General features: G+C 70.5%; 12 protein-coding genes and 1 pseudogene. 12 read left to right on the top strand and 1 reads right to left on the bottom strand.

The window, feature by feature from the left end:
* The first annotated feature begins 115 nt into the window (after nucleotides 1–115).
* From I2W78_RS08680 to I2W78_RS08645, 8 genes are all read left to right on the top strand, one after another.
* Nucleotides 116–1168 (top strand): methyltransferase, encoded by a 1053-nt coding sequence (locus I2W78_RS08680; protein WP_196458420.1) that lies wholly within the window; start codon nucleotides 116–118, stop codon nucleotides 1166–1168.
* Nucleotides 1169–1601: 433 nt separating this feature from the next.
* Nucleotides 1602–2348 carry an SDR family NAD(P)-dependent oxidoreductase gene (locus I2W78_RS08675; protein WP_196458418.1) on the top strand — a complete coding sequence of 249 codons (747 nt, stop codon included), beginning with the start codon at nucleotides 1602–1604 and terminating at the stop codon, nucleotides 2346–2348.
* Nucleotides 2349–2376: 28 nt separating this feature from the next.
* Nucleotides 2377–3477 (top strand): SIS domain-containing protein, encoded by a 1101-nt coding sequence (locus I2W78_RS08670; protein WP_196458416.1) that lies wholly within the window; start codon nucleotides 2377–2379, stop codon nucleotides 3475–3477.
* A 67-nt stretch (nucleotides 3478–3544) separates the two neighbouring features.
* The gene (locus tag I2W78_RS08665) at nucleotides 3545–10789 is read left to right on the top strand and encodes an amino acid adenylation domain-containing protein (RefSeq protein ID WP_196458414.1); all 7245 of its coding nucleotides are present in this window, start codon (nucleotides 3545–3547) and stop codon (nucleotides 10787–10789) included.
* Nucleotides 10786–11961 (top strand): FAD-dependent monooxygenase, encoded by a 1176-nt coding sequence (locus tag I2W78_RS08660; protein WP_196458412.1) that lies wholly within the window; start codon nucleotides 10786–10788, stop codon nucleotides 11959–11961. Before I2W78_RS08665 ends, I2W78_RS08660 begins: the two co-directional genes overlap by 4 nt.
* An 81-nt stretch (nucleotides 11962–12042) precedes the next feature.
* Entirely contained in the window at nucleotides 12043–12438 is a 396-nt protein-coding gene (locus I2W78_RS08655) for a hypothetical protein (protein ID WP_196458410.1), read from the top strand.
* A 39-nt stretch (nucleotides 12439–12477) separates the two neighbouring features.
* Nucleotides 12478–13638, top strand: coding sequence for an acyl-CoA dehydrogenase family protein (locus I2W78_RS08650; protein WP_196458408.1), 1161 nt, complete (start codon nucleotides 12478–12480; stop codon nucleotides 13636–13638).
* Nucleotides 13639–13883: 245 nt separating this feature from the next.
* A complete protein-coding gene (locus I2W78_RS08645) occupies nucleotides 13884–14264 on the top strand; it encodes a hypothetical protein (RefSeq protein WP_196458406.1) in 381 nt (126 codons plus the stop codon).
* A gap of 31 nt (nucleotides 14265–14295) precedes the next feature.
* Here the strand turns inward: I2W78_RS08645 and I2W78_RS08640 are convergent.
* Nucleotides 14296–14589, bottom strand: a pseudogene (locus I2W78_RS08640) (hypothetical protein); the annotation flags it as partial.
* A 424-nt stretch (nucleotides 14590–15013) separates the two neighbouring features.
* On the opposite strand from I2W78_RS08640, the gene I2W78_RS08635 reads away from it, so the two are divergent.
* The 4 genes from I2W78_RS08635 to I2W78_RS08620 are packed head-to-tail and all read left to right on the top strand — an operon-like array spanning nucleotide 15014 to nucleotide 23188.
* Entirely contained in the window at nucleotides 15014–16546 is a 1533-nt protein-coding gene (locus I2W78_RS08635) for a TIGR02677 family protein (protein WP_230886002.1), read from the top strand.
* A complete protein-coding gene (locus I2W78_RS08630) occupies nucleotides 16543–17820 on the top strand; it encodes a TIGR02678 family protein (protein WP_196458402.1) in 1278 nt (425 codons plus the stop codon). Before I2W78_RS08635 ends, I2W78_RS08630 begins: the two co-directional genes overlap by 4 nt.
* Nucleotides 17817–21941 carry a TIGR02680 family protein gene (locus I2W78_RS08625; RefSeq protein ID WP_196458400.1) on the top strand — a complete coding sequence of 1375 codons (4125 nt, stop codon included), beginning with the start codon at nucleotides 17817–17819 and terminating at the stop codon, nucleotides 21939–21941. The genes I2W78_RS08630 and I2W78_RS08625 overlap by 4 nt, the downstream gene beginning before the upstream one ends.
* Nucleotides 21938–23188: a TIGR02679 family protein gene (locus tag I2W78_RS08620; RefSeq protein WP_196458398.1), complete on the top strand. Its 1251-nt coding sequence runs from the start codon at nucleotides 21938–21940 to the stop codon at nucleotides 23186–23188. Before I2W78_RS08625 ends, I2W78_RS08620 begins: the two co-directional genes overlap by 4 nt.
* The last annotated feature ends 61 nt before the right edge of the window (nucleotides 23189–23249 follow it).

Genomic DNA, 23249 nt, shown 5'->3' with positions numbered 1-23249 from the left:
CGTATGTCCATTCCGCATCGAGCACCAACCGGAGAGAACTGGACGTTGCGGAACTTGACTACTCCATGGCCGAAAGCGCTCGCTCGCGACCTGCAAGAAACGTGGAGGACAAACTGTGAAGGAATCTTCCGAGACGGCCTTGGACGAGCTGTGGAAGCTGGTGTACACCAGCTTCAGGTTCCCGTTCATGCACGCCGCTCTGCGTCTTGAACTCTTCACCCTGCTCAAGAACCGGCCGGGCCGCAGTCTTGACGAGATCACCGCCGAGCTCGGGCTGCAGGAACGTGCCGGACACGTGCTGCTCCTCGGGTGCTGTGCGTTCGGTCTGGTACGCAAGGAGGGCGACGGCTACCACAACACCGCGGCCACCGACCTGCTGGCCGGCGATCAGGACGCGTTCATGCCGGTGATCGTCCGCTACACCCACGAGATGCTGTACCAGCCGATGGGCTGGCTCCACGAGTCGCTGGTGAACAACGAGAACGAGGGGCTGCATCGCGAACTGCTCGCCGATTCCCCGGCGACCACGCTCTACGAGCTCCTCGCAGAGGACAAGAACCTGGAGCAGGTCTTCACGGCCATGATGGAGCACCAGAGTCGCTCGGTGGTCGAGGACCTCGTCAACGCCGTGGACTTCTCGTCGTACAAGAAGGTGCTGGACGTCGGCGGAGGCACCGGGACCAACTCCATCGGTTTCGCGCAGCGCTGGCCGCATCTTCAGGCAACCATCCTCGAACTTCCCAACGTGGCGGAGATGGCCGCCGCCCGCATCGCCGAGGCGGGCCTCTCCGAGCGCATCAACGCGGTCGGGACCGACATCTGGAAGGACGAGTTCCCCTCGTCCCACGACTGCGTCGTCTACTCCCGTTTCCTTGAAATCTGGTCGCCCGATCAGGTCCGCGACCTCTTCGCGAAGACGTACCGTGCGCTGGAGCCGGGCGGTCACATGGTGATCGTCGCGTGTGCCCAGGACGACGACGAGACCGGGCCCGCCCACGCCGCGTTCATGGCGGGGTACGTCCAGACGATCGCGTCACCCGAGGGCCGTATCTACACGGCGCAGGAATTCGAGCAGTGGTACACCGAAGCGGGCTTCGAGCCGATTGACCGCCAGTACCCGGGCCGCTTCGACGTCATCCTGCGTGCCCGCAAGCCCATCGCCCGGTGAGTCCGGTCCGTTCCATGCCGCCCTGCCGATCCGTCAGGCGGGCAACTCCGACCGTCTGACACGGGGCGGCCCGCCCGTCAGGGCGCGGCCGGATCACTTCGACGGGGCCTGCGCCCGGGTGACGCACCCTTCGGGTCCTCATGTCCGTGCACCCATGCGTTCCCGCATCTCCCACCCGGGCGCCGTGCCCAACGTACAGGCCCGTCCCATCCCTCCACACAGCACGCGTATGTGTGAGGGCACGCATCCGTGCGGCTCCGTACGCGGCCGCGCAACGGCGCTGAGCGCCGGCCCGCGCTGCCGACACCTGATCCGGACCGCATCACCGTCACCCCCGTCGTCGCCCCACCCGCCTTCCCGTCTCCTCGGTGTCGGGGCGGGGCGGCGCGCCCTGTCCGTGTCCTCGGCGCCGCATCCAAGAAGGGGAGCTTGAATGAATTCGCCTGACAGGCTTGCCATCGTTACCGGCGGAACCAAGGGAATTGGTCTCGCTTTCAGTCACCGTCTGACCCGGATGGGATTCCGGGTGGTCGCCACGTATCGCAGTGACGAAGAGTCGGCGAATCTTGCTCTGCAAGAGGTGGAGAAGGGGCTGTCCGTCGTACGGTCGAATGTGTCCGACCCGGACGAAGTCGCCGAACTCGCGGAACTCGTACGGACCGAGCACGGAGTCCCGCAGGTGCTGGTGAACAATGCCGGTCTCAATATCGACCGTCCGGTGCTTGAGATTTCCGACTCCGACTGGCGCCGGGTACTGGACACCAATCTGTCCGGCCCGTTCTATATGACGCGGGCCTTCGCCCCGGTCATGCTGGAGGCCGGCGGCGGTTCCATCGTCAACATCGGTGCGACCACAGCTATTCGGCCCCGGATGAACGGCGCCAACTACTGTTCGAGCAAAGCCGGGATGCTTCATCTCACCAAGTGCCTGGCCATGGAACTCGCTCCGAGTATCCGCGTGAACTGCCTCATTCCGGGAATGATCGACACGGAAGAAATGCGTACGCGCTACCGCTTGGCCGAGCCGGAGTACATGGATGCGTTGCTGAGTGAGATACCGCAGCGCCGTATAGGTGCCACCGAGGAGATGGCGGACGCGCTGGAATTCCTGGTGGGAGAGGGGGCCGCGTACATCACGGGGCAGAAACTGATTGTGGACGGCGGCCAGTTCATGTGGTGAAGCACATTTCCCAGGAAGAGGAATACTCATGCGATCACGCCTTGAGCGCTACCAGGAGTTCCTGGAGCAGGAGTACCACGCAGGGTTCACCAAGTTCGACGAGTATGACGTATCCGGCATCTCTTCCGACCTCCTGAAGAGGCTGAAGGATGGTCATTTCACGCGCATCGTCTTCAGCGGAATGGGCTGCTCGGCCATCGTGTCGGACGTAATAAAAGTGTTCTTCAACTCGATCCGCAGCGACCTCGAAGTGTATGTCTTCAACGACTACGACTTCGAGTACCTCGTTCCGCGCGCGGTGATCGAGGACGAGCGCACGCTCATCATCCTGAGTTCGTACAGCGGCCACTCCAACGAGCCGGTCCGTGCCTTCCACGCGCTGCGCCCCATGCATGACCGGGTGCTGCTGCTCACCTCGGGCGGCCGGCTCGGCGAGCTGGGCGAGGAGCACGGCGTGTCCATCGCGCGCTGGACGCTGAGCAAGCCGGACCGCGAGTACCCGCTGTTCCACGTGGGCCAGTACTTCTCGATCCTGGTCGACATGTTCCTGCAGCTCGGTCTGCTGGACCAGGACTACGGGCCCGAGGTCCGTTCCCTGGCCGAGGACCTGCGGACCGACTTCACCCCCGAGTTGCGTGCCCTGGCCGCGGACGCCGCCGCGCGCAGCGAGAACGCCAACGTCATCATGCTCGGTTCACCCAAGTGGCACGAGAGCCTGCTGAAGTTGGCCAAGATGCACTTCAACGAAATCGCTATGGTGCCGGCGACGCGCAACTATTTCCACGAGTTCTGCCACAGCGAGGTGGCCACGCTCACCGACCCTGAGCGCAGGCACAGCATCCTCGTCTTCTCTGACCCGGAAGAGGACGAATACACCCGGGCCAAGCGGAAGAATCTGGTGTCGTTGCTGACTGCACCGATCCCGCAGAACGCAAAGGTCACCGTCACCGAGATCGAACTCGACCAGTCGACTTTCATCCGGCAGTACTTCACCGCTCTGGAGTTCGTCCAGTATCTCACTCTCGATCTGGGCAAGGCGCGGGAGACGAAGTCGCGCAACCTCATATCCGAGGCTGCAGGAAACCCCTGGTATCACGGCAGCACCATCGCCGCGGAGAACGGTGGCTGATACGGGTGTACGGCGTCGGCCACGGCGAGCGTAGGGCATCGGAGAAGACAGTCGAACAGCTCAGGAAATGAAGGCAAGAGCCGAGGAAAATGGAGCGATCGTGAATCGACGGGGGCGTTACTCCCTCACGGCCTATCAGCAGGATATTTGGGCTGCGAACTCTCTCTTTCCAGATCTTCCGCAGTTCAACTGCTTCATCACCGACCGGTTCACCGGTGACGTGGACGTCGACCTCCTCAAGGCGTGCCTGCGCCGTGCGGTCGACCGCAACGATGCATTCCGGATCCGGATCGACCCAGAGGAGGGAACTCCGCGCCAGTGGGCCGAGGATGAGGCTTACGACATCCCGACGATCGACCTTTCCGACGCCCCATCGCCGCGGGATTCCTGCGAGTCGTGGATCAAGGACGCGTTCGACGTGCCTTTCGAGGTGGAACGCAGCCGGCTGTTTACGCTCGCGGTCCTCAAGGAGGGCGAGGGAGTCTTTCATTCCTACGTCAAGGTGCACCACATCGTCGCGGACGCCTGGGGTCTGAACCTCTTCATGTCCCAAGTCCGCGCCGAATATGACCGGATACGAAGGACCGGGCGGTTCGAAGAGCCGTCCGTGCCGTCGTACCTGGAATTCACAGAGGACGAGCGCCGCTACCGTGCCTCGGACGACTACGCGGATGACCGGGCCTATTTCCAGAAGCAGTTGCGGGGTGTCTCCCCGGCCCTCTTCCGCCGCTCGGCCCCGGCCGGCTCCCGCAGCAGTGCCCGCCACAGCTTCGTGATCGAACGCGGTGTCGTCGAGAGCATCCGTGAACGCGGCCATTCGGTCTTCGCGTTCGTCGCGGGCGCCTTCGCCGTCTACCTGTCGCGGGTGCACGGCAGCGACGAAGTCGTCCTGGGCGTACCGCTGCTGAACCGGCCCACCACTGCGCAGAAGCAGACCGTAGGCCACTTCGCGAACACCCTGCCGCTGCGGGTGACGGTCGGCGAGGACCGTACGATGAGCGAGCTCGTCGCCGAGGTGCAGGCATCGACCCGGGAACTCAAGCCCCACGAGCGCTTCTCCCTGGGCGACCTGCTGCGCTGCGTACCGCTCCAGGAGAGCGGCCCCAAGCGGCTGTTCGACACCACCATCGCCTATCTGCGCTGGCCCAGTCCGCCAGCCGTCCAGGGCGTGGAGTACGAGACCGTCGTGCAGGCGCGTGCCCACGACGACGACGTGCTGGCCGTGGTCGTCAACGAACTGGACGACATCGGTGACGTCCTGGTCGACATGGACTACGCCCTGGACGTGTTCGACGCGGACTTCCCCGTGGAGTCGGTGGCCACCCACATCGAGGCGATCCTCAAGGGTGCGCTCGCGGGGGCGGACCTGCCGCTGTCGCAGATCCCCATGATCGGCGAGGAGGAGCGGGCCGCCCTGATCGCGACGGGCACCGGCCCGGTGCACGCGTTCACCGAAGACGCCACTGTCCACGCGCTCTTCGAGCGGCAGGCGGCACGGACGCCCGACCGGGTGGCCGTCGTCACCGACGACCCCGCACAGTCGCTGACCTTCGCCCGCCTCGACGGCTGGGCCAACCACATCGCGCACCAGCTGCGTGAGGACGGCGTGCAGACGGGCGACCGGGTCGCCGTGGTGGCCGAGCGCGGCCCGCACCTCGTCGCAGCGGTCCTGGGCGTCCTCAAGGCAGGTGCCGCCTACGTCCCCGTAGACCCGGGCCACCCCGAGGAGCGGGTCCGGTTCGTCCTGGCGGACAGCAAGGTGGCAGCGGTGCTGCTGGGCAGCACCGTGCCCACCGCCCTGGTGGGCGACGCCGTGCCCGTACGGCGCCTGGAGGCCGCGGCGTCCACCGTGCCCGCCGCACCCGTCCCGCTGGGCGGACCGCAGGACCTCGCGTACGTCATCTACACCTCCGGATCCACCGGGCGGCCCAAGGGCGTGCAGATCGAACACCGCTCCGTGGTGAACCGGCTGGAGTGGATGCAGCGCCGCTACCCGGTCGGCGAGGGGGACGTCCTGCTGCAGAAAACGCCGGCGACCTTCGACGTGTCGGTGTGGGAGCTGTTCTGGTGGGCGCTCACCGGGGCCGGCCTGGCGCTGTTGCCGCCCCGCGCGGAGCGCGACCCCGAAGCCATCCTCCGCACCGTACGAGCACACCGGGTGAGCGTGGTCCACTTCGTGCCGTCGATGCTCGGTCCCTTCCTCGACCTGGTCGAGGAGGACCCGGCCCGAGCGGCGGACGCGGCATCCCTGCGCCAGGTGTTCTGCAGCGGTGAGGCGCTGACACCCGCTCATGTGCACCGTTTCAACCGGGCGTTCGCGGCTGCCGGTGCCACGGCTCCCCGGCTGGTCAACCTCTATGGCCCCACCGAGGCCACGGTCGACGTCACGTACTACGACTGCCCCGGCGGAACGGACGGGGAGGTGCGCCGGGTGCCGATCGGGCGGCCGATCGACAACATCCGGTTGTACGTGGTCGGCGCGCACGGGCACCTCCAGCCCGCCGGCGTCGCCGGTGAGCTGTGCATCGCGGGCGCGGGCGTGGCGCGCGGTTATCTGGACCGACCCGAGCTGGACGCCGCGGCGTTCGTGGCAGACCCGTTCACACCTGGCGGGCGCATGTACCGGACCGGCGACAGGGCGCGATGGCTGGCGGACGGCACCCTGGAGTACCTCGGGCGACTGGACGATCAGGTCAAGATCCGCGGCAACCGCGTGGAGCTGGGCGAGGTGGGCAACCGCCTGGCGGCCTGCCCGGGAGTGCGGGACGCCCTCGTGGTGGACCGGACCGCGCCGGGCCGTGGCGTGCACCTGGTGGGCTACTACGTGGCGGACGAGGAGGTGGGGGCTGCCCGCCTCCGGTCCCAACTCCTGGAATCTCTACCGGAGTTCATGATCCCCGCGTACTTCGTGCGGATCGACCGGATACCGCTGACCCCGAACGGCAAGGCCGACCGGCGGCAGCTGCCCGCTCCCAGGGTGGAGACGGACACCGGCGCGCAGACGCCGTCCAACGAGACCGAGGCGAAGCTCGCGGCGGCCTGGGCGGCCGTACTGGGAACCGACGCGGTCGGTGTCGACCAGGACTACTACTCCCTGGGCGGGGACTCGATCCAGATGCTCCGCATCCAGGCGGAGGCACGGCGTGCAGGAGTCCACTTCACCCTGGCCGACATGGTCCGCAACCCCACCGTCGCCGCGCTCGCGGCGTCCGCGACGACCGCACCGCGGGAGGAAGAGGACGCACTGCTCGCACCGTTCGCCCTGGTCCCGAGCGTCGACCGGGCGCGGCTGACCGGCCTGGCGGACGCCTACCCGGCCACCCGGCTGCACCTGGGCCTGCTCTACCACAGCCGGGAGCACGAGAGGTCGTCCGTCTACCACGACGTCTTCCGCTACTCGCTGAAGTCGCCGTGGGACGAGCAGGCGCTGCGCCGCGCCTTCGACGGCCTGGTACGGCGCCATCCGGTGCTGCGCTCCGCCTTCGACCTCGGCGGCTACTCCGAGCCGCTCCAGCTGGTGCACCGGCAGGCCGACGGCGGACTGCAGATCGTGGACCTGCGCAGCCTCGGCGAGCAGGAGGCGCAGGACGAGGTGGACCGGCACGTCCAGGAACGGCGCTACCACGAGTACCGTCTGGACCGGCCGCCGCTGTACCTGTTCCGCATGCACGTCCTGCGCGACCGCCTGGAGCTGGTGTTCAGCTTCCACCACGCGATCCTCGACGGCTGGAGCGTGGCCACGCTGGTGCGCGAACTGCTCCAGGACTTCCTCCACCACGCCGGACAGCCCGTCGCCGCCGTCCCGTCGCAGGAACTGCCCTCGCCGGCCCTGTACGTACGCGAGGAGCGCCGGGCCCTCGCCTCGGAGGAGAGCAAGCAGTACTGGCAGCGGCTGCTCGACGGCGCCGAACTGGCCCAGCTCGACGGCCTGCGGCCCTACGAGCCCGCGGGCGACACGGGTCTCATCGTGCACCAGGTGGAGCTGCCGGACGGCCTGGCCGACCGGGTGGGCCGCTTAGCGCGCAGCCACGACCTGCCGGTCAAGTCCCTGCTGCTCGCAGCGCACTGCCTGACGCTGCGGCTGTTCGCCGACGTAGCGGACATCACCACCGGCCTGGTCACCGGCGGACGGCCGGAGCAGGCCGACGCCGAACGGATCACCGGGCTGTTCCTGGAGACGCTGCCGCTGCGCCTGGACGCCCAGCCGCGTTCCTGGCTGGACTCGGCGCGCGAGGTGTACGCACAGGAGCGTCAGAGCCATCCCCACCGGCGCTACCCGCTCAGCGCCATCCAGGAGGACCGGGGCGGGGACGTCGTCTTCGACACGGCCTTCAACTACGTCGACCCGCACGTGCTCACGTCGCTCTTCGAGGGCACCGCCATGGAGCTGACCGAGTTCAGGACCTGGGAGGAAACGAACTTCAAGCTCCTGGTCAACGCCGTGGTCGACCCGGTGGACGAGCGCCTGTGGCTGCGTATGGACTGCGACGGACGCACCTTCTCGCGCTCCCAGGTCGAGACCATCGGACAGACGTACGTCGCCATCCTCCGGCGGATCACCGAGCAACCCGAAGGGGACGTGGACTTCGCCTTCCTGGGCGGCGGGCGCGTACCCGCCGCGCAGCTCGCGGGGGAGGCGCCCGCGGACGTCATCCGGCTGATCGGCGAGCACGTCGCCCGTACGCCCGACGCGGTGGCCGTCAGCTGCGGTGCGCGCAGCTGGACGTACGCCCAGCTCGACGCGGCCGCGAACCGGATAGCCCACGGCCTCATCGGCGCCGGAGTGCGCACCGGTTCCACCATCGGCATCGCCTTGGACCGTTCGCCCGAGACGCTGGCGACCGTCCTGGGCGTGGGGAAGGCCGGAGCCACCTGCGTTCCGCTCGACGTCAGCTACCCGCGGGCCCGGCTCGCGGTGATGACCGCCCAGGCCGATCCGCTGTGGATCGTCACCAACGAGACGCACGCACTGCTCTTCGACGACTCCTCCCGGCTGCTGTACGTGGACGGGCTGCTCGAGGCCGAACCGGACCCGGGTGGCGCCGCGGAACTGCCGGAGATCACCGGCGAGACCGTCGCCTACCTGCTTTTCACCTCCGGGTCCAGCGGCGAGCCCAAGGGCGTCGAACTCCCGCACCGGGTGCTCGCCAACTACATGCGCTGGCAGGTGCCCTCCGCCAGCGGCGCGGCGGGCGGCAAGACCCTCCAGTTCGCCCCCCTGAGCTTCGATGTGGCGTTCCAGGAGATCTACTCCACACTGTGCGGCGGCGGCACCCTGCAACTGCTCGCCGAGGACGAGCGGCGGGACATGCCGGCCCTGCTGAGGCTCCTGGACCGCGAGGAGGTGGAGCGCGTCTTCATGCCCTACGTGGCGCTCCAGCAGCTCGCGGAGACGTCCCAGGCGCTGGGCATCCGCCCGCGTGCCCTGCGGGTGATCATCTCCTCCGGTGAGCAGCTGAGGATCACCGACGAGATCCGCCAGTTCTGTGCCGCGCGGCCGGACACCGTACTGGAGAACCAGTACGGGCCGACCGAGACCCACCTGCTGACCCACCACACCATGACCGGTGACCCGGCCCGCTTCCCCGACCTGCCACCCGTCGGCGTCCCCGTGGACGGCATCGAGTTGCACCTGCTCGACGGCCTCATGCGGCCGGTCCCGGCGGGCGCCAAGGGAGAGATCTACGTCGGCGGGGTGTGCCTGGCCCACGGCTACCGCAACCGTCCCGACCTGACCGAGCAACGGTTCGTACCGCACCCGTCCGGTGAGACGGGTGCCCGCCTCTACCGCACGGGCGACCTCGCCAGGGTCATGCCCGACGGCAACCTCGCATGGCTGGGCCGCGCCGACTCCCAGGTGAAGGTGCGTGGCTTCCGGGTCGAGCCGGCCGAGGTCGAACTGGCCATCGCCAAGCTCGCCGAGGAGCAGTCCGCGTCCGGTATCCGCGAGGCGGCGGTGGTGTCGCGGCGCCGGGAGGGCGGCGACGCGTTCCTCGCGGCGTTCCTCGTCGGCGACCCCGAGGCCGTGGACCTGGACGAGGTGCGCGGCCGGTTGCGGGCGGTGCTGCCGGACTACATGGTGCCCTCGCACCTGGAGTGGCTGGCGAGCCTGCCCCTGACGCCCAGCGGCAAGCGGGACGACGCGCTGCTGAGCCGCATGCCGCTGGCCGCGCCGTCGTCGGACGCCACCGAACCCGCCGACGAGCACGAGAAGGCGCTGGTGGGCATCCTGGCGGAACTGCTGGAACTGCCCGCGGTGGGCGTGCGGGACAACTTCTTCGACATCGGGGGCACCTCACTGACCGCGATGCGGCTGGTGATGACGATCGAGAAGCGCTACGGCGTCAGCGTTCCGCTCTCGGCGTTCGTCGCCGCCCCGACCGTCGCCGGGCTGGCCCAACGCCTGCGGGGCAGCGACGCGGCGGCCCGGTTCGACCCGGTCGTGCCGATCCGCACCGAGGGGGACAAGCCGCCGCTGATCCTGGTCCATCCGCTGGGCGGCCATGTGCTGTGCTACGTACGCCTCGCCCGTCACCTACCGCAGGACCAGCCGGTCTACGCGCTTCAGGCGTGGGGGACCGTGCCGGGAACGGAGCCGCTCAGCTCGATCCCGGAGATGGCGGCGGGCTACCTGGAGGCCGTGCGGCGCGCGTGTCCCGAAGGGCCGTACGTGATCGGAGGATGGTCCTTCGGCGGCTTCATCGCCTTCGAGATGGCGCGCCGGCTGCGCCGCAGTGACCCGGGCGCCCTGCACGGCACCGTGCTGATCGACCCGATCGCTGTCAAGCAGGGGGAGCGGCCCAACATAGCCGACCACTCGCTGCTGGAGTGGTTCTTCTGGGAGCTGCTGTGGATGGAGCGCGGTGGCACCGCACCGGTTGTCTCGCTGCCGGACGGTCTGGAGGAGGAGGCGAAGTTCGACTTCATCGTCGGACACGCCACGCGGGCAGGCGTCCTGCCCGCAGGCAGCTCGCGCACGACCGTGCGGCGCCTGTTCCAAATGTTCAAGGCGCACTGGCAGGCGATCCTCACCTACCAGCCCGAACCGGGTGACGAGGACGTGGTGCTGCTGCGCGCGACCTCGGAGCTGCCGGAGATCCTCCAGCCGATGCACGGAGCAGCACAGAGCCTGCATGCGGACCCCACCAACGGCTGGGGCGACCTGACCACGGGCCGGCTCCAGGTGGTCGACGTCCCCGGTGACCACCTGGTGCTCCTGGAGGAACCGCACGTGAACGTCGTTGCCGAGAAGGTGGCACAGGCGGTGGCCGGTCGACCGGACCGACGACTGTCGGAGAGGAGTGGGAAATGACGGAGTCCCCCCCGCGCAAGGCCCTCATCATCGGAGCGGGCATCGGCGGCCTCGCCGCCGCCGCGGCGCTGCGCCGTGTGGGCGTCGAGGTACAGGTCTTCGAGCGGGCTCCCGAGCTGCGGCCGGGTACCACGGCGGTGTCGCTGATGTGCAACGCGGTCCTGGCACTGCGCAGCATCGACATCGACATCGCCCCGGGCCTGGACAAGCGTGGTGCGGTGTTCGACGAGCTCAAGTTCCTCACTCGGCGGGGCCGTCCGATCAGGGCGCTTCCGTTCAGGGAAGTCTCGGACCGGCTGGGGGCGTCGAACTACGCCGTCCACCGGGCCGATCTCCAGCAGACGCTGCTGGACGTCCTCGGGGACGAGAGCGTCATCGAACTCGATTCCGCGGCAGCGGAGTTCGTCAGCGGCGAGGACGGGGTCGAGGTCACCTTCGAGGACGGCAGGACCGCCTCGGGCGACTTCCTGATCGGGGCGGACGGCTTCAACTCGGCGATTCGCAGGCAGGTGGCGGGCGCCGACGAGCCGCGGCCCGGCAACTACGCGTGCTGGCTGGCCACGGTGCCCTTCACGCACCCGCGGATGAGCAAGGGCTACGCAGCGCACTACTGGGGGCGTGGACAGCGCTTCGGCCTCGCCGACATCGGCCGTGGTCGCGCCTACTGGTGGGCGACGAAGAACGTGCCCCCGGGCGCCTCCGGACACCTGCGGCGCGGCAAGGAAGGGCTCGCGGGCCTCTTCGAGGGCTGGGCCGACGAGGTGCAGGAGGCGATCCGCACCACCCCCGAGGAATCGATCGTCCGCATCACCGCCCAGGACCGCCCGTTCCTCCGGCGGTGGGGCACCGGACGCACGACCCTGCTCGGCGACGCGGCCCACCCGATGCTCGTGAGTCTGGGCCAGGGGGCGGCGCTGGCCATCGAGGACGCCGTCGTCCTCGCCCAGCACCTGCGTGCGACAGCGGACCCGGTCGCGGCGCTGCGCGGCTACGAGGACGAGCGCAGGCCGCGGACGGAGGGGCTGGTCGCCGCGGCCCGTGCGCTGAGCGAGACCGAGCAGCTGGAGGGCCTCTTTCCCGCCCTGGCGCGCGACCTCTACTTTCGGTTCGTACCGCTGTCCAAGCTCACCAGTCAGAACGAAGCGGTCCTCACCTGGCCCCCACTGGGCTGACCACCCGCGGGTGGGCATACACGTGCCCACCCGCGGCCGCATCGGTACCCCCACTCTTCATGCTCCTCATGGGAGCACCTCATGGATCCGTCCCCTCCGCTGTTCACCCTCGACCCGTTCGCCGCCGACGCCCGAGCGGAAGCCACCGGCACGCCGTTCCAGCTCGCCGTGGCGCGCATGCTCGGCGACGAGGAGGCGTGGACGTCATGGACGGCGGAGCTGCGCAGCACGCTGCAACGCCACAGGGGTACTTCCTCCAGGCGGACATCCGGGGAGCCGGCTATACGGACGGGACGCGGTTCTGCCGGGACCTTCCCGCGCGCGGGGGTCGCGGCCATTCCCTGTTCCGCATTCCGCCACAGCCCGCACAGCCCGCACAGCCCGCGCACCGACCGTCTCGTGCGCTTCTCCTTCTGCACGCCGGCGGACGCGGTGCGCGAAGCCGCCTCGCGACTGGCCGGGACATGGCAGGCCTGACCCGCGTACGAACCCTCTCACCTAAGGACCGACGAAACCATGGACCATCGCCTCACCCCCGAGCACGAGGAACTACGCCGCACGGTCGCCGAGTTCGCCCAGGACGTGGTGGCCCCGAAGATCGGGGATCTGTACGAGCGCCATGAGTTCCCGTACGAGATCGTGCGGGAGATGGGGCGGATGGGGCTGTTCGGGCTGCCGTTCCCACAGGAGTACGGCGGGATGGGCGGGGACTACCTGGCCCTGGGGATCGCGTTGGAGGAGCTGGCGCGGGTGGACTCCTCGGTGGCGATCACGCTGGAGGCGGGTGTCTCGCTGGGTGCGATGCCGGTGTTCCGGTTCGGGACGCAGGAGCAGAAGCGGCAGTGGCTGCCGCAGTTGTGCGCGGGGGAGATGCTGGGGGCGTTCGGGCTGACGGAGCCGGAGTGCGGTTCGGATGCGGGCGGGACGCGGACGACGGCGGTGCGGGACGAGGCGACGGGTGAGTGGGTGATCAACGGGTCGAAGTGCTTCATCACCAACTCGGGTACGGACATCACGGGTCTGGTGACGGTGACGGCGGTGACGGGTCGCAAGCCGGACGGGCGGCCGCTGATCTCGTCGATCATCGTGCCGTCGGGAACGCCGGGCTTCACGGTGGCGGCGCCGTACTCGAAGGTGGGCTGGAACGCGTCGGACACGCGTGGGCTGTCGTTCTCGGACGTGCGGGTGCCGGGTGGGAATCTGCTGGGTGAGGAGGGGCGTGGGTACGCGCAGTTCCTGCGGATCCTGGACGAGGGGCGGGTGGCGATCGCGGCGCTGGCGACGGGGTTGGCGCAGGGGTGTGTGGACGAGTCGGTGAAGTACGCGCGTGAGCGACGCGCGTTCGGGCGCCCGATCGGTGATTACCAGGCGATCCAGTTCAAGATCGCGGACATGGGGATGCGGGCCCACATGGCGCGGGTGGGCTGGCGGGACGCGGCGTCGCGGTTGGTGCGGGGGGAGCCGTTCAAGAAGGAGGCGGCGGTGGCGAAGCTGTACTCCTCGACGGTGGCGGTGGACAACGCGCGTGAGGCGACGCAGATCCATGGTGGGTACGGGTTCATGAACGAATACCCGGTGGCGCGGATGTGGCGGGACTCCAAGATCCTGGAGATCGGCGAGGGCACGAGCGAGGTCCAGCGCATGCTGATCGCGAGGGAACTGGGCCTCCCGGCCTGAGTTCTCGCAGGCCACAGTGCAAGGTCACCGCAACGCTCTCCTGCACCTCGGCGACGTACTGAGCGAGACGGGGAGACCGACGAGGCGGCGACACCTTGTCGGCTGGCGGCCGACGCCGGAGCCACCACGGCGGCCTCGCGCTCGCCACGGTCCTCACCAGTCATGCTGACCGCCCTCACCTTCGCACCCTCCTGCACAGAGCGGCGGACACAGGCGACGGCGGTCCGGCCTTGCTGCTCGCAGCCGTGATCGACGCCAGCACCTCCGAGGAGTCCCGAGTAGTGACGCAAAACAACTTCCACTTCCGCGGCCAGACCACGTTTATCAACCAGCCGGTGGATACGGTCATCAGCGATTTCCAGAACGACCACCGCACTGGCCCCGGCGCCGCTGAGCTGGTCCAGGTGCTACGGCTGGTGCTGACGAGCCGGGACCTGGCCGACACCGACCGGCAGGAGGCCGCCGCCCTCGTCCATATGGTGGCGGACGACCTCACCAACGGCGACCCCGACAGTCAGGCACCGACCAGGCTCGAACAGCTGCGCGCCCTGGTGGCTGGCGCGGCCGATATCGCCCAACCGGTCGCCATGCTGATCGCCGCTGTCAGCGGCCTCACGCCGCTTTAACCGTGGCAACGCGCTGCGCACAAGAGGGGCACCGCCAGAAGATCTCCTTGAGGATGTCGACCTCACACTCCTGCCCGGTGGCCGGGTCAGTCACGGTGAAGCGGGCGGACAGCGGAGCGGTCTCCAGCGCGTGCACCTTCCAGCTTCGGGCTGCCAGGAGCCCGGAGCGTGGCCGCGATGTCGGCCATGGGTGCCGGGTTCTCGGTGGCGACATCGAGGTCCTGGCTTGGGCGGTTCACGAGGCGGTGTGCCCGCACGGCGTATCCGCCGGTGAGGACCAGGGATACGGCGAGCCGAAGGCGATCACTTCCGCCGGGCCTTGCACAGTGCGCTGTGCCGTGTCCTCGTCGACCGCCTGGGTGTCGTCGACGCCAGTGAGCACGAGGGCGAGATCGTCGGCAGCGTCTGGGTGGGCGTCCAGGAGAGCGGCGATCCGGGCGCCCCAGATCGTCTTGAGGATCTCCACGTCCTGCGCGAACCGCCCAGCACGGAAGGGTCGTCGGGGCTGAGGGGCGCGATGTGCACGAAGGGCCTCACAATCGGGCGGAACCGGTGTCCACGGCCACGCTGGACCACCGCTCGCGCTCGCGGGAGGCCGGTCACCACCCATTCCCCGGCAGACCGGGGCGCACACCCCTCTTCCGGGACACGGCCCGTGATGTCGGTGCCTCCCTCTACGGTGGAGATCGCCGATGCCGCCGAGACGGTTACGGGGAGGGACGACAGGCGTGCGCAGGGTGCCACCGGAGATGTTCCGGTTCACGACGGTGGAGAGGTCCGATCTGTACGGGGCGGTGCTGGAGGCCTTCGGTGTGGCCGGCGAGCATCTGGAGACGGCGCTGGGGATCGACGCGGTGCGCGAGCGGCTGCGCGCGGTGGGCTGGGCGGCGGCGGTCGAGGACGAGGACCTGCATGAGGCGCTCAGGAAACTCGTGCAGTGGGAGCTTCTGGACGTCGTGCACAACCACGCGGAGAACTACCGCACGGCCGAGGAGTACGAGCGGCGCAACCTCCAGTACTCACTGACCCGCCGGGGCGAGGCCGCCCTCGCCGGAGTACGGCACGCGCTTGAGGTGCTGGCCTCCACAGGGGCGCTGCAGACAGCCGTGCTGGAGGCCATCGCCGACCGCCTGGACGAGCTCTGTCTCCTGTCCGGCGAACCCGCCTCGGCGGACCGCCGGATCTTCAGCACACTGCGCGAGCTGGAGGGGCATCTGGAGGCCCTGGTGGAGAACACCAAGGCGTTCAACGGCGAACTGCAGCGCCTCCTGCGCGCCGAGGGCGCGGATCTGGAGGTGTTCCGCGAGGTCAAGGCCGCGACCGTCGCGTATCTGCAGGAGTTCCTGGTCAACCTCGACCGGCGCGGGCACGCGGTCGCCGCCGCCGTGGCCCGGGTGGAGGAGCGGGGGACCGCCGTGCTGCGCGAGCGGGCACTGCGCGGGGCCGAGCTGCCGCCGGTGGCCGGTGAGGACCCAGCGGCCGCCTGGCTGGAGAGCAGGCAGGCGCGCTGGGTGGGCCTGCGGGCGTGGTTCCTGCCGGACGACGGGGCACGGCCCCGGATCGAGCAGCTGCACGACATCGCCCGGCGGGCCATCGTCTCCCTTCTGCAAGTTCTGGAGCGGATCAACGAGTCACGGCGCCGCTCCTCCAGCGCGGTGCAGGACTTCCGGGAACTGGCGCGCTGGTTCGCCGCGGCGCCCGCGGAGGAGGACCTGCACCGGCTGTGGTCGGCGGCCTTCGGGCTCGGCCCGGCGCGCCATGCTCATCTCGCCCACCCGGACCCAGAGCTGATCCCGTCGTCCCACTCCTGGTCCGAGGCCCCGCCCGTGGAGGTGTCGGCACTGCTGCGGACCAGCGGCCGGACGGAGCGCTTCACCCGCACGGCCAAGGTGCGGGACGTGGCGGCGGTCAGGGCCGGGCGTGCCGAGCGGGCGCGTGCGGAGCGAGCGGAACTCGCGCGCGCCTGGGAGGCGTTGGAGACAGATGGTCCCATCCGCCTGTCCTCTTTCGGCACGCTGGATCCCGCCGTCTTCGACCGGCTGCTCGACCTGCTGGGCCGGGCCCTGTCCGCCCGCCCGGACGCGAGCGGCCTGCGGCGCGCCACGACGGGTGACGGCCGGGTGGAGATCGCGCTGTCTCCGGCTCGCGACGAGCGCACCGCCGTACTGCGCACGGCGAAGGGCACGCTGGCCGGACCGGACTACGTCGTCCACATCACGGCGGTGGGCGGAGCGAGCGCCATCCCGCGCGTCGGCGGCGCGCGGCGGGAGGCGGCCGGATGAGCACCCTCGCCAACCAACTCGCGGTCGCGGAACGGGAGGAAGTCGCCCGTGCCATCCGTCTCCTGCTGGCCAGGCCTCTGCTGACCGAGGCCGCCGACCCGGCCGGCTTTGAACTCGTACGCCGCCGACGCGAGCCGCTGGGCCAGTGGTTCGACTACACCTGCGGCTGGAGCCTGGTGGTGGAGCCCCGCCGAGGTTATGCCCGCCTCACCAAGGTCCGCGCCGACCCGGACGGCTCCCGCCCGGCCCGCAGGGCCCGCTCCGGCCGGGCCCCCTTCGACCGCCGGCGTTATGTGCTGCTGTGCGTGACCGCGGCCGAGCTGCTGTCGATGCCGATGACGACCATCGGCATGCTCGCCGACCGTGTCGTGCAGGCCACGGCGGCCGACCGGGCGCTGACCGCGTTCGACCCGGTTCACAAGCCGGAGCGGATGGCGTTCGTCGACGTCCTGAAGCTGCTGGAGTCGTACGACGTGCTGCACGCGGTCGACGGGACCACCGACGCGTACGTCGAGTCCGCGGAGGCCAAGGTCCTCTACCGCGTGGACACCACGCTGCTCATGCGGCTGCCCGCCGCGCCCGTCGGCGCCTCCCGGCTCACCGTACCCCCGGACGAAGTGCCGGCGCGGTTCGAGTCCCTACTCGCCGGTCTCGTACGGGAGCGACGTTACGGCGGAGCGCTCGCCGACGGGACGACGGACGAGGCACTCGGCGAGACCGCCGCCTCGGACGCGCAACGCAACCTGAGGCTGCGCCACTCGGTGCTGCGCCGCCTCTTCGACGACCCCGTGCTGTACCGGTCGGACCTCACCGACGACGAGCTGGCCTACGTCACCTCCCTGACCGGACGCCAGATCCTGCGCCGCTCGGTCGAGCAGGCCGGCTTCCTCCTGGAGGAGCGAGCCGAGGGCTTCCTGCTCGTGGACCCGGACGGGCTCGCCACCGACGTCCGCTTCCCCGACGACACCTCGACCGCCCGGGTCGCCGCGCTGCTCCTCCTGGAGCCGCTGTGCGCCGCGCCCGCCGGTCTGCTGCCCGAGCAGCTCGCCGAGGCGGGAGCGGAACTGCTGCGGCGCTTCCCGCGGTGGGCGAAGGCGTATCAGTCCGACGACGGCGCGGCCCGGCTGGCCGACGACGCCGTACGCGTGCTGCGTGACGTCGGCCTGGCGCGCCGGGCCGGGGGCCGTGTCGTCGCGTGCCCGGCCGCGTACCGCTACCGCCTGACAGAGACGACGAGTCCGGATCCGGAAGGCAGTCGAGGAGAGCAGCCGTGAGTGTCACAGAGCTTCCCCGTCCCCGGCGGCCGGAGTCCGCCGGGCCGGACGAGGCACCGGCCATGGACGACGCCATCAGCCGATGGCAGCCGCACCGCGCGGGCATCCTCAACGTCTGGCGCTACTACGACGAGACGTTCACCTTCCACCAGGGCCGCCTGCTGCTGCGCGGCCAGAACGGTTCGGGCAAGTCCAAGGCGCTGGAGCTTCTGCTGCCGTTCCTCTTCGACGCCAGCCTCCGCCCCAACCGCCTGTCCACGTTCGGCGGTTCGGAACGCACCATGCACTGGAACCTGCTGGGCGAGGGCGCCTCCGGCAAGACCCGCGTCGGGTATGTGTGGATGGAGTTCCGCCGCGTCGGCGACGACGGCACCGAGCGGTGGTTCGGCTGCGGGGCGCGTCTGCAGGCGAGTGTGCACACCAGCACGGTGCACGCCGACTACTTCACCACCGGCTCCAGAATCGCCGACCCCGCGGGTGTGCTCCTCGTCAACGAGGCGGGACAGCCACTGACCCGGGCCGCCCTCGCCGAAGCCCTGCGCGACCGCGGCGACGTCCATGCCTCGGCCACCGACTACCGCACCGCCGTACGGCGTGAACTCTTCGCCGGCATGGGAGAGCAGCGTTACGAGTCACTGCTGTCCGCCCTGCTCCAACTGCGCCAGCCCAAACTGTCCGAACGGCTCGACCCGTCCCTGCTCTCCACCCTGCTGTCCCGCGCGCTGCCCCCGCTGGGCGAGGGGGAGATCGCCGAACTCGCCGAGGGCTTCGAGCGGCTGGACCGGCAGCGCGAACACCTCAAGCGGCTCGACGACGAGGTGACGGCGGCCGAGACCGTCGCATCCCGGCAGCGCGCGTACGCGCGGCGGGTCCTGCGCGCCGGTTCCGCCGCGCTGATCTCGGCCACCACCGAGATGGACAACCTCACCCGCGTCGCCCGCCAGAGCGCCGAGGAACTCGAACAGGCGCTGGCGGAGCGCGAGTCGGCTCAGGGCCGGCGCGAGGAACAGGAGCTGCGCGCACACGCCCTGGAGGAGACCATCGAGGGCCTGCGCGAGAGTGACGCGTACAAGCAGGGCGAGGAACTCGACCGGCTCCGCCGTCGTACCGAAGACGCGACAGCGGCCGCCGGGCGGCAGCGAGCCGCCGCCCAGGGCGCCCGGCACCAGGCGGAGGAGGACCAGCGGCACGCCGACGAGGCGGCGGGCCAGGCCCGCACACTCGACGGGCACGCGCGCGAAGCCGCCGGGGAAGCACACCGGTCGGCCCGGGCAGCGGGGTTGGAATCCATCCACCACGAGGCGCGGACGATCCTCGAAGCGGATCCCGGGGTGGCCTCGCCCGACAGCGCGGGACGCGACCACGTCCCGCGCACGACGGCCGAGAACGGGGCGCGACAAGCCCGTCGGCTGCTGCGCGGCGCGGTCACCGCCCGACGGCAGCAGGTCACCCTCGTCACCGAGGCGATCGACGAGCACGATCGCGCGGTACGCGACCGAGGCGCCGCCGAGGAACTGCTGGACGAGGTCCGCGGCCGGCTCGCGGAGGCGATCACCCGGCGGGACGAGGCGGCCGGCGCCTGGGACGACGCCCTCGCCGCCCAGGCTGAGCGGCTGCTCGCCTGGGCCGAGGGCTGCGCGGAACTGCGTATCACCGACTCCGAGGAACTGGTGGCCAGGGCGGCGGACGAGGCCGGGGCGACGGCCCTGATCGAAGCCGCCGCGCGCCCGCTGGAACAGGAGATCGCCACGGCGGAGGCCATCACCCGAGCCGCACGTCAGGGCCTGCGGGACGAGCGGAGCCGACTGGAGGAGGAGGTACGACGGCTCAGCGGCGAGACCGACCTGCCGCCGGTGCCCCCGCCCACCCGCACCACCGTCCGCACGGCGACGGCGGGAGCACCCCTGTGGCGGTTGGTCGCTTTCCGCGCAGGTGTCCCGCTAGCCGTGCAGGCCGCAGTGGAGGCCGCGCTGGAGGCGTCGGGCCTCCTGGACGCCTGGGTCAGCCCCTACGACGGGATCACCTTGCCGGGTCACGACACCCGCGCCGAGGCGGCCCTGGCCGTGACCGCGCCGGGGCCCAGCCTGCTGGAGGTGCTGGAGCCCGAGGAGGACCTCCCCGTCCCGGCCGACACCGTGACCCGCATCCTCGCCGGCATCGCGTACGGGGCCACTCTGCCCGGCGGGCACCCGGCGGCAGTCTCCGCCGACGGCGCCTGGCGTCTCGCGCTCGCCACCGGGACCTGGAGCAAGCCGGAGCCGGCCCACATCGGCGCCCTCGCACGGCAGCGGGCCCGGCAGCGCAGGATCGGCGAACTGACCGACCGCATCGGCGAGACGAACGCCTCCCTCGCCGCACAAGACGACCAGCTGCGCGGCCTCGCCGCTCGCCGCGCCCGGCTGGACGCCGACCGCGCCGCGCGCCCCGACCACCGGGAACTCGACGCCCGGCGGCGTGACCTGGACCGCGCCGAGGACAGGGTGGCAGCTCGGGACGACGCCGTGCGTGACGCCGCCGGGCGTCTGGCACGGTGCGAGAGCGCGGTGGCGGGTGCTCTGCGCACGCTCGACCGCCGGGCCGCGGAACACGGCCTGCCCACCGACCGCGACCGGTTGCGTGAACTGTCCGCCGCCGTCGACAGGTTCCGGGACACCGCCGACAGCTGGGTGGACGCCCGCCTCGCCGCGACCGCCGCCGCCGACCGTGCCCATCAGAGGGCCGCACAGGCGGACCGCTCACGCCGGACCGCCGAGGCACAGGCCGAGGACGCCGCCGCCGCCGAAGCGGAGGCGGCGGGGCTGAAGGCGCGCCTGGAAGCGGTGGAAGCCACCGCCGGCGAGGACTACCGGCAGATCGTCGCACGCGTCGCCGAGGCGCGCGCCGAGCTGCGCCGCTGCCGCGAGGAGGCCGGCCGGGCGGCCGATCTCCTGCTGCGCCTGGAAGGACGTATCGGAGAACTGAGGGCCACCAGCGGCCAGGACGCCGAACGACGGGAACAGGCCGTCGCCACCCGGGACGCCGCGGCACAGCGGTTCCGGCACCTGTGCCTGGCCGGGCTGGCCGAGGACGCCGGCATCACACCGGAACTCGATGCCGCGGACGGCACCAAGGCCACCCTGGAGGCCGCCCGCGCCACAGCGGCGAAGTGGCCCGGCATCCCGCACGCCCCGCGCAACCTGGGCGACGCCGCGACCCGCCTGTCCGAAGCGGTCCACGAGGCCCGCCAGCGCCTCGGCGCCCGCGCCGACCTGGACCTGGAACCGGACGACGACATCCAGCTCTTCACCGCCACACTGGACGGCGTACGCGTGGGAGCGACGGGTCTGCTCACCACGCTCGCCCAGGAGCGCGACCGCAGCCGGGACGACATCACGACCGCCGAGCGGCGCCTGTTCGACCAGATCCTCACCGGCGACATCCGCCGCCACCTCGCGGCGCGCATCCGTCAGGCCGGTGAACTCGTCGACCGCATGAACGGGCACCTTCAGCGGGTCCGCACCGCCTCCAACGTCGCCGTCCAACTCGTGTGGGACGTCCGTCCGGACCTCCCGGACAGCACCCGCACCGCCCGTCAGCTGCTGCTGAAGGACCCCGGCCGGGTCACCGAGACCGACCGGGAGGCCCTGCACGCCTTCTTCCGCGCCCGTATCGATCAGGCCAAGGGCAGCGACACGGCCGCGAGCTGGGAGGAGCAGCTCGGCGAGGTGCTCGACTACACCGCCTGGCACCGCTTCACCGTCCGCCTCGACCGGGCGAACGGGACCGGCTGGCAGCCACTGACCAAGAAACTGCACGGCGCGCTCTCCGGCGGAGAGAAGGCCATCGCACTGCACCTGCCGCTGTTCGCCGCCGTCGCCGCCCACTACGAGGCCGTACCCCTCGCACCCCGGCCGATCCTGCTGGACGAGGTCTTCGTCGGCGTCGACGCCGTCAACCGCGGACAGGTCTTCGCGCTGCTCACCGCACTCGACCTGGACCTCATGGTCACCTCCGACCACGAGTGGTGCACCTACGGCGAGCTGCCCGGCATCGCCGTCCACCAACTCCTCACCGACGGAGACGACGACGCCGTCACCAGCGCCCGCTTCGTCTGGAACGGCACCGACCTGGAGGCGGGATGACCCACCCCGAAGCGGCCCCGGGCGAACGCACCCTGCGCCGCCCCGAACTGCGCCCGCTCTGGCACACGGTCCACGACCGCCTCTCCTCGGGCCGCCCCGTCACACGGGTGCGGCTGGGACCGCTCGACGACGCCCAGCGCGAAGCCCTCGCCGACCTCCTCGGCCTGGACCGGCTGCCGGACGCCCGGCCTTCCGTCGCCTTGGCCCGGCTGGAAGAAGCCGTCACCGAGCTGTGTGGCCGTACCGTGCGCGACACCGTCACCGAACTCGTCGGCCCCCTCGGTGACCGAGCGGGCGAACGGCGCCGCCGAGAAGACGAACGCGCCGAGCTGTGGACCTGGCTGGCCGACCACGACATCGTGAGGGCCCAGCCCGCGCTCTTTGAATGGGTCGCCTCCTGCCGAGCCGCCGGGCTGGTCGGAGCCTCACCGGAACGCACCCGGTCGCTGCTCACGGACGCGCTCACGGTGCTCGGGGAGCTACCCGCCCGGGCGGAGCCACTGCCCGTCTTCGCCGCCCGGGTCCTGAACGGTCATGCACACGCACTCGACGACGGCACCCCGCTGTCCACCCTCGTCCTGCGCGCCCTGGCAACCCTCTACGACACCGCCGCGCCGCAGTCCGCGGCGGAACGGCGTGCCCTGTGGGCTCGCGCGGGTGTCGCCGACGACGACCTGTCCGCCACTGTTCTCGTCGCCGGCCTGCGCCCGTCCGGCGACGGCCCGCTCGCCCGCGTGTCCCGTGTATGCGCCGAGGCCGGACAAGCCGCCAGCCTGACCCTCGCCCAACTGCGCGCCCCAGGCGAGGTCACTTTCGCCGTTGCTCCCACGCCTGTCGTCCATGCCGTGGAGAACCCCAGCATCCTGGCTCTCGCAGTACGCCGGTTCGGCCCGGACTGCCCGCCGCTCGTGTGCACGTCCGGCTGGCCCAACAGTGCGGCCGTCCAACTCCTCCGCCTCCTCGCGGACCGGGGCGCCATCCTCCGGTACCACGGCGACTTCGACGGAGAAGGCATTCGCATCGCCGCGTATCTCCTGGACAAGACGCCGGCCCGACCCTGGCGCATGACGGCCGCGGACTACCGTGCCGCGGTCGCGCGCACACCGCACGGCCCTCAGCCCGGCCGACTCACCGAGGCACCCTGGGACCCTGCACTGACGCGCGCCATGACCGAACACGGCACCGCGGTGGTCGAGGAACTGGTGGCCGACGTCCTGTTGGCAGACCTCGCCGCAGCGGTTCGGTAAGCATGCTGCTCGGGCTGGTCGCCGACGCTTGTCGTGGATGGCTTCCCCTCGCGGTGCGTTC

The sequence above is a fragment of the Streptomyces spinoverrucosus genome, from assembly GCF_015712165.1.
Lineage (GTDB): Bacteria > Actinomycetota > Actinomycetes > Streptomycetales > Streptomycetaceae > Streptomyces > Streptomyces spinoverrucosus_A.
This window is presented reverse-complemented; position numbering and strand designations above follow the sequence as displayed.